14 protein-coding genes are annotated in these 12,918 nt (G+C 71.4%); 4 read left to right on the forward strand and 10 right to left on the reverse strand.

What is annotated here, in order from left to right; translation table 11 throughout:
* Positions 1–31 precede the first annotated feature (31 nt).
* The 4 genes from ACIBAF_RS17200 to ACIBAF_RS17215 all read right to left on the reverse strand — a co-directional run bounded on the left by ACIBAF_RS17200 (position 32) and on the right by ACIBAF_RS17215 (position 3,079).
* Complete coding sequence (locus ACIBAF_RS17200) at positions 32–880, reverse strand: hypothetical protein (RefSeq protein ID WP_399464051.1); 849 nt, start codon at positions 878–880, stop codon at positions 32–34.
* A gap of 30 nt (positions 881–910) precedes the next feature.
* Entirely contained in the window at positions 911–1,597 is a 687-nt protein-coding gene (locus ACIBAF_RS17205) for an LPXTG cell wall anchor domain-containing protein (protein ID WP_399464052.1), read from the reverse strand.
* Between the two features lie 273 nt (positions 1,598–1,870).
* Positions 1,871–2,479 (reverse strand): ATP-binding protein, encoded by a 609-nt coding sequence (locus tag ACIBAF_RS17210; RefSeq protein WP_399464053.1) that lies wholly within the window; start codon positions 2,477–2,479, stop codon positions 1,871–1,873.
* Positions 2,480–2,704: 225 nt separating this feature from the next.
* Positions 2,705–3,079 carry an STAS domain-containing protein gene (locus tag ACIBAF_RS17215; protein WP_399464054.1) on the reverse strand — a complete coding sequence of 125 codons (375 nt, stop codon included), beginning with the start codon at positions 3,077–3,079 and terminating at the stop codon, positions 2,705–2,707.
* A 239-nt stretch (positions 3,080–3,318) separates the two neighbouring features.
* On the opposite strand from ACIBAF_RS17215, the gene ACIBAF_RS17220 reads away from it, so the two are divergent.
* The gene (locus ACIBAF_RS17220) at positions 3,319–4,254 is read left to right on the forward strand and encodes an RNA polymerase sigma factor SigF (RefSeq protein WP_399464055.1); all 936 of its coding nucleotides are present in this window, start codon (positions 3,319–3,321) and stop codon (positions 4,252–4,254) included.
* 44 nt (positions 4,255–4,298) lie between these two features.
* Here the strand turns inward: ACIBAF_RS17220 and ACIBAF_RS17225 are convergent, their stop codons facing one another.
* A complete protein-coding gene (locus tag ACIBAF_RS17225; protein ID WP_399464056.1) occupies positions 4,299–4,550 on the reverse strand; it encodes a hypothetical protein in 252 nt (83 codons plus the stop codon).
* Between the two features lie 41 nt (positions 4,551–4,591).
* Positions 4,592–5,011: an ATP-binding protein gene (locus ACIBAF_RS17230; protein ID WP_399464057.1), complete on the reverse strand. Its 420-nt coding sequence runs from the start codon at positions 5,009–5,011 to the stop codon at positions 4,592–4,594.
* Between the two features lie 211 nt (positions 5,012–5,222).
* On the opposite strand from ACIBAF_RS17230, the gene ACIBAF_RS17235 reads away from it, so the two are divergent.
* From ACIBAF_RS17235 to ACIBAF_RS17245, 3 genes are all read left to right on the forward strand, one after another.
* Entirely contained in the window at positions 5,223–6,053 is an 831-nt protein-coding gene (locus ACIBAF_RS17235) for a helix-turn-helix transcriptional regulator (RefSeq protein ID WP_399464058.1), read from the forward strand.
* Between the two features lie 9 nt (positions 6,054–6,062).
* Positions 6,063–6,269, forward strand: coding sequence for a DUF397 domain-containing protein (locus tag ACIBAF_RS17240; RefSeq protein WP_399464059.1), 207 nt, complete (start codon positions 6,063–6,065; stop codon positions 6,267–6,269).
* Between the two features lie 102 nt (positions 6,270–6,371).
* Positions 6,372–7,361, forward strand: a complete 990-nt coding sequence (locus ACIBAF_RS17245) for a DMT family transporter (protein WP_399464060.1) — start codon at positions 6,372–6,374, stop codon at positions 7,359–7,361.
* Here the strand turns inward: ACIBAF_RS17245 and hutI are convergent.
* The 4 genes from hutI to hutU are packed head-to-tail and all read right to left on the reverse strand — an operon-like array spanning position 7,301 to position 12,808.
* A complete protein-coding gene (hutI, locus tag ACIBAF_RS17250; RefSeq protein WP_399464061.1) occupies positions 7,301–8,488 on the reverse strand; it encodes an imidazolonepropionase in 1,188 nt (395 codons plus the stop codon). The two genes, ACIBAF_RS17245 and hutI, sit on opposite strands and share 61 nt — an antisense overlap.
* A 47-nt stretch (positions 8,489–8,535) precedes the next feature.
* Positions 8,536–9,909, reverse strand: coding sequence for a formimidoylglutamate deiminase (locus tag ACIBAF_RS17255; protein ID WP_399464062.1), 1,374 nt, complete (start codon positions 9,907–9,909; stop codon positions 8,536–8,538).
* The gene (locus ACIBAF_RS17260; protein ID WP_399464228.1) at positions 9,906–11,114 is read right to left on the reverse strand and encodes an allantoate amidohydrolase; all 1,209 of its coding nucleotides are present in this window, start codon (positions 11,112–11,114) and stop codon (positions 9,906–9,908) included. Before ACIBAF_RS17260 ends, ACIBAF_RS17255 begins: the two co-directional genes overlap by 4 nt.
* Positions 11,115–11,143: 29 nt before the next feature.
* Positions 11,144–12,808, reverse strand: coding sequence for a urocanate hydratase (gene hutU / locus ACIBAF_RS17265; protein WP_399464063.1), 1,665 nt, complete (start codon positions 12,806–12,808; stop codon positions 11,144–11,146).
* Positions 12,809–12,918 lie beyond the last annotated feature (110 nt).

Consider the following 12,918-nt stretch of genomic DNA (forward strand, 5'->3'; position numbering starts at 1 on the left):
CCCATCTCCCCCGTCTCCCCCATCTCTCACGTCAGCGCTCCCTCCGGATCGGCTTGCGTCGTCGTACGACCACGACGGCCGCACCGGTCGCACCGGCCGCCGCGACCGACAGCGCGCCGGCCGCCGTGCCCGGGGGCACGAACCGCGCCGACGCCCGCCCGGTGGCCTGCCCCGCGCCGGGCGCGGTGACCGTCAGGCGGACGGTGACGGCGTCCAGGGCCGGCCGGTCGGGCCACGGCTCGTCGAGAGCGAGACGGCGGCCCGGCGCCAGCTGGACGGGCAGGGTGCGCGCGGGACGGTCCAGGACGGCGCCGAGGACCCCGTCCGCGTGGACGGCGAGCCTCGGGACGAGGGCCGTGGTACCCCGGTTGACCAGCTCGTACGTGATGCGGTCGCCGCGCACGGCCACGTGTTCGACAGTCAGCGCGGCCAGTTCGGGTCCGCCGACCCGGATCAGCAGCCGGACGGTGGCCTCGCGGCCGACCGCGTCCCGTACGACGATCTCGCCGACCCGGTCGCCGGGCTCCGCATCGACCGGAATCGTCACCGTGAACGGCACCTCGGCGCGGGTGCGGGCGGGGACGGTGGGGGCCGCGTCGGCGAAGACGACCCCAAGACCAGCCCCGGCGCCGGTCCCCGCGCCGGTGGCGCGCAGCCGTACGGTGAGCGGCTCGGCGCCCCGGTTGGTCACGGAGACCGTGTCCTGGAGCACCGCCCCGGGCGCGCCCTCCGCGTAGAAGGACGGCCGCCCGCCGCCGGTGGGCGCGACCGACCAGCCGTGCGGCGTGGCGGCCGGCGTGAGGGCAGGCGTGACGGCAGGCGCGGCGGCGAGCAGCAGCGGGAGGGTCAGGAGCAGGGCTCGGGCGGGGGCGTACGGCATCGGCGGCTCCAGCACTCGTACGAGGGGCGGTCAGCGGCGGACGCGTGCCGTCTGGCCTCGCCGGGTCAGCCACAGGACGCCCGCCGCGCCCGCGAGCAGCACCGTGCCGCCGAGGGTGCCGAGGGCGATCGCGGAGTCCTCGGGGCCGGTCTGCGGTAGGTCGCCGCCGGAGTCGTCGGATCCGCCGTCGCTCTTGGCGCCGCCGCCCGCCGCCGTCACGTCGAGGGTGAGGGACGGTCCGGGGCTGCCGCTGGGCGTGCAGGTGGTGATCGTGCCGAGCGCCTTGATGGTGAGCACGCCGGGCGTGAAGGTGACCTTGCCGGTCTCCTTCGGGGTGTACGTGCCGCTCAGGTCACTGATCTTGATGGGGGTGTTCTCGGGGATCGCGGCCGCGTTGGCGGGGCCGCTGACGTTCAGGGTGCCCTGGTCGGCGCCGCCCAGCTTGATCGTGGCGCTCGGCTTCATCGAGCCGGCGCCGAGTTCGACGGGGCTGGAGGACACGCCCTTCTGCCAGGACATGGTGATCTTGTAGCCGGCGCCGCTCTTGACGCCCTTGATGTCGATCGGCGAGACGGCGCTCTTGTCGCCGATGGGCGTCTTGCAGCCGTAGTTGACGTTCACGACCTCGGCCACGGCCACCGGGGCGGCCATCCACACCGCCGAGCCGGCCAGGGCCGCGGCCGTCGCGAGCGCGGCGGTTCGCTTCCGGTTCGACACGGTCCCGTCCCCTCACTCCCACCGCCCCGCCCTTACTGACGAGGCATCAGATTGAGCCGTCAAGGTACGCCCGGGGCGATGAGGAGGGAAGAGAAGGTGCGCGCCGGAGTTGTGGGGATCCGGCGCACGGGTTCAGGGGGTTCCGAGAACGTCGGAAACACCCCGGCGACGCAGCACTTCGGGGACGGCGACGGTCCCGTCGGGGTGCTGACGCTGCCCCACGCCGAAGCCAGATGAACACAACGGATTGAACTGACGGTGGAGCACGCCGAGTTACGCCGGGGCGCCCAGTTCCGCCCAGACCGTCTTGCCCGCGATGCCCGGGGCGCGTACGACGCCCCAGTCCAGGCAGAGGCGCTGGACGATGAACATGCCGTGTCCGCCGGGGCGGCCAGCGCGGTGCGGGGTGCGCGGGGCCGGCTGGCCCGTGCCGCGGTCGGAGACCTCGACGCGGATCACCTTGTTGTCGCAGCCGAGGACCATCCGGTCCGGCCCCTCGGCGTGCAGACACGCGTTGGTGACCAGCTCGGAGACGACGAGCAGCACGTCCTCCGCGGCGGCCCGCTGGTCGGCGGTGGCGGCCGGCAGCCAGCCCCACGCGTACAGCGCCTGGCGGGCGAAGTCGCGGGCGAGCGGGACGACCCCGCTGGCGCCGTCGAAGCTCAGCCGGCGCACGTGACGGCCGCCCGACACCCCGGACGCCCCCGACGCACCGGACGCACCGGACGCACCCGACGCACCGGAGGACCCGGAGGACCCGGAGGGCCCGGACGCTCTGGGCGACCCCGACGCCTCTGCTGCCGTGCCCCCTTCGGACGACCCGGAAGCGCCGCTGGGCTCCGGCCCGCGGTCGCCCGGCGAGTAAGGCCGGGTGGTGCTCATCAGCGCTTCACCTCACCGATTCCCCGATTAACCGGTTCACAATTCAAGAGTCGGATCTCTACAAACTCTGTACGTGGGCGTACGTGGGTAGTACGTAGACCGACGGCGTTCTCGTCGACCTTGCCGCCGACATGTTCAGGTCCAGGGTGTCTCCTGCCCGGGGGAACCGGCGGAACACCCCCCGTTCCCACCCGTTCGCACCCTTTCCCCGGCGGGCGGCGAAGTTCAGCCGTCGTCGGCCAGAGCCGCCTCGACGGTGGCGTGCACGGTGAACACCGCGTCCGCGCCGGTGATCTCGAAGACCCGCGCCACCACGGGCAGCATCCCCGCGAGATGGACTCCGCCACCGGCCGCCTCCGCCTTCAGACGTGCTCCGAGCAGCACGTTCAGTCCGGTGGAGTCGCAGAACTCCAGGCGGGTGCAGTCCACCACCAGCCGGTTGTGCCCCCGGGCGAGGCAGTCTTCGAGTGGCTCACGCAACAGATCGGCGGTGTGGTGATCCAACTCACCTGCCGGGGTCACGACGGCGCTGGAGCCCTCATCCCGCACCTCGACCAGAAGCCGGCCAGACTGTGCGCTGCCGACCGTCCCGCGGTCCATGCCGTCTCTTCTCCTGGGGTCGTGAACTGCTTGCTGACGCCCTCGAACCCTACGCCTTCGACCCGCACCTCAACACCCGAACAATCACCCACAAACGGACATAACCGCACAAAAGCCACTTGCGGTTGGTCGAGTAAAGCGGGTAGGGCTAGTAGGAACACGTAACCGACACGGCCGGCTTTGGAGGCGCCGCACACCGTAGTGCGCTCACTGGCTTCGGCAGCCATACGCCGAGAACGATGGAGGACATCATGTCACCCCGGCTCGACGCACCGCATACCCGCGGAGCGACGTCGACACCCCCTCCGGAACAAGAACATCTGGAACCCATCGCCCAGACCACGGCGCTGGACGTCGACCCCACCGACGCCCTCGCCGGACTTCCGGAGATCCCCCCGTACGACGAGGTCGGCCCCGTCGACGCACGGGCCCTGTCCAAGACCCTGTTCGCGCGGCTCGAGTCCCTCGAAGAGGGCACGCACGAATACTCGTACGTGCGCAACACCCTCGTCGAACTGAACCTCGCGCTGGTCAAGTTCGCCGCCTCCCGGTTCCGCTCGCGCAGTGAGCCGATGGAGGACATCATCCAGGTCGGCACCATCGGCCTGATCAAGGCGATCGACCGCTTCGAGCTCTCGCGCGGCGTCGAGTTCCCGACCTTCGCGATGCCAACCATCATCGGCGAGATCAAGCGCTTCTTCCGCGACACGTCGTGGTCGGTGCGCGTCCCGCGCCGACTCCAGGAGCTCCGGCTCGACCTGGCCAAGGCGGGCGACGAACTGGCCCAGAAGCTCGACCGCGCGCCCACCGTCGCGGAGCTGGCCGAGCGCCTCGACCTCTCGCGGGAGGAGGTCGTCGAGGGCATGGCCGCGTCGAACGCGTACACGGCCTCGTCGCTCGACGCTCAGCCGGAGGAGGACGACGCGGAAGGCGCGCTCGCCGACCGCATCGGCTACGAGGACCACGGACTCGAAGGCATCGAGTACGTCGAGTCGTTGAAGCCGCTGATCGCCGAACTCCCGCCCCGCGACCGGCAGATCCTGTCGCTCCGCTTCGTCGCCGGCCTGACCCAGTCGGAGATAGGCGAGGAACTCGGCATCTCCCAGATGCACGTGTCCCGCCTGCTGTCCCGCACGTTGGTGCGCCTGCGCAAGGGCCTGACCCTGGAGGAATGAGGCCTTCCCGGGGGCTCCGGCCCCCGGGGCCCCCGGCACCGGCGTCAGAACCCTTCGCCGAACAAACCCCAGGCGTCGGTGACCTGGTAGGCCCGATCGAGCCAGGTCCCCAGTTCCTCCAGGTCACCGGAGGCGAGCACCCGCTCGCGAACCGCGTCGGGAACATCGACCTCACGCCACTTGAGCGTCCGCAGAACCACGTCGGCCCGCTCCTGAGCCCGGCCCTCTTCCCGGCCCTCTTCCCGGCCTTCCTCCCGGCCTTCCTCGGCGAACGGGTGCCGCCAGAAGTACCGCATCGCCGTCATCATGTCCCTCTCTGCCTGACGTGATCAGCGAGCTACGCCGCGTGCAGTTCGCACCACACCAACTTGCCTCGATGCCCGAACCGGGACAGCGGCTGCCAGTGCCAGAGATCGGAACAGGCCCGCACGAGGGCCATGCCCCGGCCGCTCTCGGCCTCGCCGAGTTCCTCCAACCTGCTTGGCGGCTCGGGGGGTTCGGGGTCCGCGTCCCAGGCTCCGATCTGCAGGACGCCACCCCGGAAACGGACGCGTAGACAGGCGGGGCCTTTGGTGTGCAGGACGACGTTGGACATCAACTCCGAGGCGAGCAGCTCCGCCGTGTCGACGAGGTGGCCGAGTCCGTGCAGGGTGAGGATCAGGCGGAGGGTGCGGCGACAGACGGTGACGGCGCGGGGGTCGGTGGGGATGTAGAGGGAGTACTCCCAGGAGTCGGAGGTGGGGGCGCTTTCGGGCATGGGGCAGCTCCGGGTGGGGGGGTTGGGTGGATGAGGGCGCGGTGGCATTGCCGTAGCCGCCATGGCAGGACGGAACGGTGCGCTTCCGCAGCGTGAAGGTTGCGTCACTGACGGTAGATCTAAATATAGAGACGCGGCAAGCGGATCGCGTAATCTGACGCCGAACGAGTCGCGTCCGCGGGCGCGTTGAACCTAGGAGCGGTCAAGAGCTTTGAGGCGCGAACCAACGGCACGTCAACTGCGGCTGGCGACTGAACTGCGCAGACTTCGTGAGGCGGCAGGCCTCACTGCCCGCCAGGCAGCGGCACTGCTCGGCGTGAGCCCCGCACAGATCACCCACATCGAGTCAGGGCTCGCGGGCGTGAGCGAGAAGCGACTTCGCCGCCTCGCATCCCACTACGCCTGCACGAATGAGGAGTTCATCGACGCCCTGGTCAGCATGGCGACCGATCGCACACAGGGGTGGTGGGAGGAGTACCGGGGCTCGCTGCCGACCTCGTTCCTGGACCTGTCGGAACTGGATCACCACGCCACGTTCCGGCGCGAGGTGGCCGTCTTGTTCGTTCCCGGCCTATTGCAAACGGAGAACTACGCTCGCGCAGTCTTCTCGTCCAGAGTTCCCGAACTCACTTCAGAAGAGCTTGAGTTGCGCGTCCAGCACCGAATGGCCCGCCAAGTATTCGCCTTCCCGTACACAGTGGTGATCCATGAGGCGGCGCTACGCATCAGGGTCAGCGACCGCGCAGCCTCGCAGGCTCAACTCGCCCGGCTGACTGAGCTTTCGGAGGCGGAGCACATCACCCTGCGGGTCGTTCCCTTCGACCTGGACGGTTTCTCCAGGGCCTCAAGCACCATGACGTATGTGGACGGCCCCGTGCCCAAGCTGGACACTGTGGTCCGTGACGCGCCCCACGGCTCGGTCTTCATCGATTCCGAGGCTCAGCTCAATGCCTATCGAACACGCTTCCATAAAGTGGAGGGTGTGGCACTCGATCCCGAACGGTCGCGTGACTTCATCCACCAACTGACGAAGGAGCTGTGAGGCATCCCCATGACCTCCCCCCACAACTGGCGGAAGTCGTCGTACTCCGGCGAGGGCGATGGCAATGACTGCGTAGAACTCGCCTCCACCCCCACCACCCTCCACCTCCGCGAATCCGACGACCCCACCACCGTCCTCACCACCACCCACACCCCCCTCACCCACCTCCTGCACGCCATACGCGTCGGCTCCCTCGGCCGTCCGCTGTCCTCATGATGGAAACCCGCTGGCCGGAATCCTCCCGGTGACTACTCTGTTCCAGCCCTCTGACCAGCAGAGCCGCTGGGCCAGTCACGTCGTCCGTTCGTGAGGAGCCCCGTGGCCCACTCCCCCGCTGCGACCGCCGTCCCGTCCCGGCTCGCCGATGTTCCCGTTCTGCTGGTCGCCGTCGTGTGGGGGTCCAGTTATCTCGCGGCGAAGGGGGTCACGACCTCCGGCACCGTGCTGGCCGTGCTGGTGCTGCGGTTCGCCGTGGTGTTGCCGGTGCTGGTCGTGGCGGGGTGGCGGCGGCTGCGGGCGTTGAGCGGCACGCAGGTGCGCGGGGCCGGGGGCCTGGGGGTGATCCTCGCCGGGATCTTTCTGCTGGAGACGTACGGGGTCGTGCACACCTCCGCGACCAACGCCGGGCTGATCATCAGTCTGACCATGGTGTTCACGCCGCTCGCGGAGAGCCGGGTGCGGGGCGTGCGGCTGCCGGGCGCGTTCATGGCGGCGGCGGGGCTGTCGGTGCTCGGTGTGGCGCTGCTGACACAGGGGGCCGGGTTCACAGCCCCCTCCGGCGGCGATCTGCTGATGCTGGGGGCCGCCGTCGCCCGGACCGTGCACGTGCTGGCCATGGCCCGCATGGAGTCGGTGCGCGGGGCCGACGCGTTGTCGCTGACGACCGTCCAACTGGGCGGTGCGGTGGCCGTGTTCGCGGTGCTGTCGGTGGCGCCGGGGACGGGTGCGTCGCCGTGGGCCGCCGCCGCGGACTTCGACGCCGGGGACTGGCTCGGCCTTGTCTACCTCTCCGCGTTCTGCACGCTGTTCGCGTTCTTCGTGCAGATGTGGGCGGTCCGCCGTACGTCGCCGTCCCGGGTCAGTCTGCTGTTGGGCACCGAGCCGGTGTGGGCGGCGGCCGTCGGCATCGCGCTCGCCGGGGACCGGCCCGGCTGGCTCGGCTACGTGGGCGCGGTGCTCGTGCTCGTCGGCACCGGGTGGGGGCGGACGGTGGCGGACCGGGGGCGGGAGGCGGGGACGAGCCCTGCTCAGACGACCCGTCGGCCGCGCCGCCACACCCCCGACACCAGCGGCACGCCCGGGCGGTAGGCCAGGTGGACGTGGCTCGGAGCGTCCAGGAGGGTCAGGTCGGCGTACGCGCCGGGGGTCACGCGGCCCACGTCCGTGCGGCGCAGGGCCGCCGCGCCGCCCGCCGTCGCCGACCACACCGCCTCGTCCGGCGTCATCCGCATGTCCCGGACGGCGAGCGCGATGCAGAACGGCACGGACGAGGTGAAGGACGAGCCCGGGTTGCAGTCCGTGGAGAGGGCGACGGTGACGCCCGCGTCCAGCAGGCGGCGGGCGTTCGGCCACTCCGCTCGCGTGGAGAACTCCGCGCCGGGCAGGAGCGTGGCGACCGTGTTCCCGTTCGCCAGCGCGTCCACGTCCGCGTCGGTGAGGTGGGTGCAGTGGTCGGCGCTGGCCGCGTCCAGCTCGACCGCCAACTGCACGCCGGGGCCGTAGGAGAGCTGGTTGGCGTGGATGCGGGGGTGCAGGCCCTTCGCCTTGCCGGCGGTGAGGATCGCGCGGGCCTGGTCGCCGTCGAACGCGCCCCTCTCGCAGAACACGTCGATCCAGCGGGCGTGCGGGGCGCAGGCGTCGAGCATCTCGCCGGTGACCAGGGCGACGTACGCGGCCGGGTCGTCGGCGTAGTCGGGCGAGACGATGTGCGCGCCGAGGTACGTCACCTCGTCGGTGTGCTTCGCCGCGAGGCGCAGGGCGCGGGCCTCGTCGGCGACGGTCAGGCCGTAGCCGGACTTCGTCTCGAACGTGGTGGTGCCCTGGCGGAGTGCCTCGGCGAGGAAACGGACGAGGGTCGCTTCGAGTTCCTCGTCGCTCGCCGCTCGCGTCGCCGCGACCGTCGTGCGGATGCCGCCCGCCGTGTAACCGCGGCCCGACATCCGGGCGTTGAACTCCTGCGTGCGGTCGCCCGCGAAGACCAGGTGGGAGTGGGAGTCGACGAAGCCCGGGAGCACCGCCCGGCGGCCCGCGTCGACCCGATTGTCAGTGGCGGGTGCTTTGCTTGATTCACCGGTCCACGCGACGCGGTCGCCGTCGATGACGACGGCCGCGTCCTGGATCAGTCCGAGAGGGGAGCCGTCTCCGAGGGAGGGGTCGTTGGTGACCAGCGTGGCGATGTTGGTGATGACGGTGGTCGTGCCGGTGCTGCTGCTCATCGTCGTGTCCTCGGTCGTGTCCTCGTGGGGGCGGGGTCCTGTGGTCGCTACCCGCGCAGGGCTGCCACGGCCCGCGCGAGGGCCTGCGGCACGTCCGGTACGAGCGTGTGCGCCCCGTCGCGTACGACGTGACGTCCGGCGACGACCGTATGCCGTACGTCCGCCGCGGTCGCCGCGAATACGGCCGTCTCGGCGCCGAGCCGGGGTACCGGGCCGGCCGTCCTGACCGAGTCGAGGGCGATCGTCGTGAAGTCGGCGGCCGAGCCGACCTCCAGGGTGCCCGCGTCCGGGTTGCCGAGGGCTGCGTGGCCGTCGGCGGAGGCGGCGCGCAGCAGGGCGGCCGCCGTCCAGTGACCGCGGGTGCGGGTGCGCAGCCGCTCGTTCAGCTCCATCGCGCGCGCCTCTTCGAGCAGGTCGATGACGGCGTGGCTGTCGGAGCCGAGGGAGAGGGGCGAGCCCGCGGCCTGGAGGGCGACGGCCGGGCCGATGCCGTCGGCGAGGTCGCGTTCGGTCGTCGGGCACATGCAGGTGCCGGTGCCGGTGCGGCCGAGGAGGGCGATGTCCTCGTCGGTGAGGTGGGTGTTGTGGACGCCGGTGGTGCGCGGGCCGAGGACACCGTGGTCGGCGAGGAGCTGCGTGGGCGTGCGGCCGTGGGCGGCGCGGCAGGCGTCGTTCTCGGCGGTCTGCTCGGACAGGTGCACATGCAGCGGCGCCCGGCGCTCCTCGGCCCAGCGCGCCACGGTTGCCAACTGGTCGGCGGGCACGGCCCGTACGGAGTGGACGGCCGCCCCGATCCTCGCGTGATCCCGTTCCTTGAGAAGTGAACAGCGTTCGGCCCAGGCGTCCGCGTCGCCGTCGGAGAAGCGGAGCTGGTGGGCGTTGGGCGGCTGTCCGAAGCCGGAGGAAAGGTAGGCGGTGTCGAGGAGGGTGATGCGGATGCCGGCTTCGGCGGCGGCCTCGATCAGGGCCTCGCCCATGGCGTTGGGGTCGGCGTACGGGGCGCCGCCGGGGGCGTGGTGCAGGTAGTGGAACTCGCCGACGGCGGTGATGCCGGCCAGCGCCATCTCGGCGTACACGGCGCGGGCCAGCTGGTGGTAGGTCTCCGGGGTCAGCCGGTCGGCGACCGAGTACATGACCTCGCGCCAGGTCCAGAAGGTGCCGGAGCCGACCTGGACGGTGCCGCGCAGGGCGCGGTGGAAGGCGTGGCTGTGGGCGTTCGCCAGGCCCGGGAGGGTCAGCCCGCGCAGGATCTCGGCGCCGGGCGGCGGGGAGTCGACGCCCGTGCGGACCTCGGTGATGCGGCCGCCCGTCCCCGCGCCGGAGCCGCTCGCCGACACCGTGAGGGCGACGCCGGGCTCGACGTTCGTGTCGAGCCAGGCGTGCTGAAGCCAGTACGTCCGTGTCCGCTGCGTGGGGGTCACCGGCAGGCCAGTCCTTCCAGTACGTCGGCGAGGGCGTGCACCCCGGCCACGCAGTCGTCCTCGGCGGCGAACTCGGCCGGGGAGTGCGAGACGCCCGTGGGGTTGCGCACGAACAGCATGGCGGTCGGGAGGGTCCCGGAGAGGATCCCGGCGTCGTGTCCGGCGCCGGTGCCGAGGACGGGCACCGTGAGGTCGGTGTCCTTGTCCTTGCCGAGGATGCGGGCGAGTTCGTCGCGCAGGGCGTGGTCGAACTCGACGACGGGCGTGAACGACTCACGGACGATGTCGAGATCGACGCCCTGGGCGGCGGCGTGCTCACGGGCGGCCTGCTCGATGCCCGTGACCACCGTGTCGAGGGTGGCCTGGTCGGCGGCGCGGGAGTCGAGCCAGCCGCGCACCAGGGAGGGGATGGCATTGACTCCGTTGGGCTCGACGGAGATCTTGCCGAAGGTGGCGACGGCGCCCGCGAGCCGGGCCTCGCGGCGGGCGGCGAGGACGGTCTCCGCGTACGACAGCATCGGGTCGCGGCGGTCCACGAGGCGGGTGGTGCCGGCGTGGTTGGCCTCGCCCCGGAAGTCGAACCGCCAGCGCCCGTGCGGCCAGATGGCGCTGGCGATGCCCACCTGGTCCCCGCTCAGGTCGAGGGCGCGGCCCTGCTCGACGTGCAGCTCGACGAAGGCGCCGATGCGGGCGAGCCGCTCCGGGTCCGGGCCGATGGCGTCGGGGTCGTACCCGGCGGCCTCCATGGCCCGCGGGAAGGTGACGCCGTCGCCGTCGGTGAGCCGGTGCGCCTGCTCGACGGTGAGCTGCCCGGCGGCGAGCCGGGAGCCGACGCAGGCGAGCCCGAAGCGGGCGCCCTCCTCGTCGCCGAAGTTGACGAGGGCGAGGGGCCTGGTGAACGTGACGCCCCGCGCGCGCAGTTCATCGAGCGCGGCGAAGGCGGACACGACGCCGAGGGGGCCGTCGAAGGCGCCGCCGTCCGGCACGGAGTCGAGATGCGATCCGGTGACGACGGCGTCCGCGGCGCGCGGATCCCCGAGCCAGGCCCACTGGTTCCCGTTCCGGTCCACCTCGTACGCAAGCCCCCGCCCCTCGGCCTGCTCCTTGAACCAGGCCCGGCACTCGGCGTCGGCGGACGTCCAGGCGAACCGCCGGTAGCCCTGAGAGTCGGGATGCCGCCCGACGGGGAGCAGCTCACGCCACATCTCATGGAATGAGCCGCCGTCGCGATGGGTCACGCGTCGTCACCTTCGCGCATGGGGACGCGCACGCCCCGCTCGTCGGCGGCGGTCTCGGCGATGTCGTAGCCGGCGTCGACGTGCCGGATGACGCCCATGCCGGGGTCGTTGGTGAGCACCCGGCGCAGCTTCTCGCCGGCGAGCTTCGTGCCGTCCGCCACGGACACCTGGCCGGCGTGGATGGAGCGGCCCATGCCGACGCCGCCGCCGTGGTGGATGGAGACCCAGGAGGCGCCCGAGGCGACGTTCACCATGGCGTTCAGGAGCGGCCAGTCGGCGATGGCGTCGGAGCCGTCGAGCATGGCCTCGGTCTCGCGGTACGGGGAGGCGACGGAGCCGGAGTCGAGGTGGTCGCGGCCGATGGCGAGGGGGGCGGCGAGCTCACCGGACGCCACCATGTCGTTGAAACGCTCGCCGGCCTTGTCGCGCTCGCCGTAGCCGAGCCAGCAGATGCGCGCCGGAAGGCCCTGGAAGTGGACCCGCTCCCCGGCCATCTTGATCCAGCGGTGCAGCGACTCGTTCTCGGGGAAGAGGTCGAGGATCGCCTTGTCCGTCTTGTGGATGTCGGAGGCCTCGCCGGACAGCGCGGCCCAGCGGAAGGGGCCCTTGCCCTCGCAGAACAGCGGGCGGATGTAGGCGGGCACGAAGCCGGGGAAGGCGAACGCGCGGTCGTATCCGGCGAGTTGGGCCTCGCCGCGGATGGAGTTGCCGTAGTCGAAGACCTCGGCGCCGGCGTCCATGAAGCCGACCATCGCCTCGACGTGCCGGGCCATCGACTCACGGGCCCGGGTCGTGAAACCGGCCGGGTCCTTCGCCGCGTACGACGCCATGTCGTCGAAGTCCACGCCCACCGGCAGGTACGACAGCGGGTCGTGGGCCGACGTCTGGTCGGTGACGATGTCGATGGGGGCGCCCTCGGCGAGCATGCGCGGCAGCAGTTCCGCCGCGTTGCCGAGGAGGCCGATGGAGAGCGGGCGGCGGGCGTCGCGGGCCTCGACGGCGAGCTGGAGGGCGTGCTCCAGGTTGTCGGCCCGCACGTCGAGGTAGCGGTGTTCGATGCGGCGTTCGATGGCACGCGGGTCGACGTCGATGCAGATCGCGACGCCGTCGTTCATCGTCACGGCGAGCGGCTGGGCGCCGCCCATGCCGCCGAGGCCGGCGGTGAGGGTGACGGTGCCCGCGAGCGTGCCGCCGAACTTCTTCGCGGCGACGGCGGCGAAGGTCTCGTAGGTGCCCTGGAGGATGCCCTGGGTGCCGATGTAGATCCATGAACCGGCGGTCATCTGGCCGTACATCGTCAGGCCCAGCTGTTCCAGCCTGCGGAACTCCTCCCAGTTGGCCCAGTCGCCGACGAGGTTGGAGTTGGCGATGAGGACGCGCGGGGCCCACTCGTGGGTCTGCATGACGCCGACCGGACGGCCGGACTGGACGAGCATCGTCTCGTCCTGCTTCAGGGTCCGCAGCGTGCGGACCATCGCGTCGAACGAACGCCAGTCACGGGCCGCCTTGCCGGTGCCGCCGTAGACGACGAGCTTGTCGGGGTGTTCGGCGACCTCGGGGTCGAGGTTGTTCTGCAGCATGCGCAGGGCGGCCTCCTGCTGCCATCCCAGGGCGCTCAGTTCCGTACCGCGCGGTGCTCGTACGGGGCGGGGTCCTGACATGGTCGGCCTCCTTGCGGATGGGTGATCCCGGCGGACTGTTGCTGTTGTTATTCACATCCTGACTCGATGAATAGGACTAGTCAATAGGGGGAGCGGTCGAGAGGAGAGGG

The organism is Streptomyces sp. NPDC051677, assembly GCF_044453465.1.
In the GTDB taxonomy this organism is placed as follows: Bacteria; Actinomycetota; Actinomycetes; order Streptomycetales; family Streptomycetaceae; genus Streptomyces.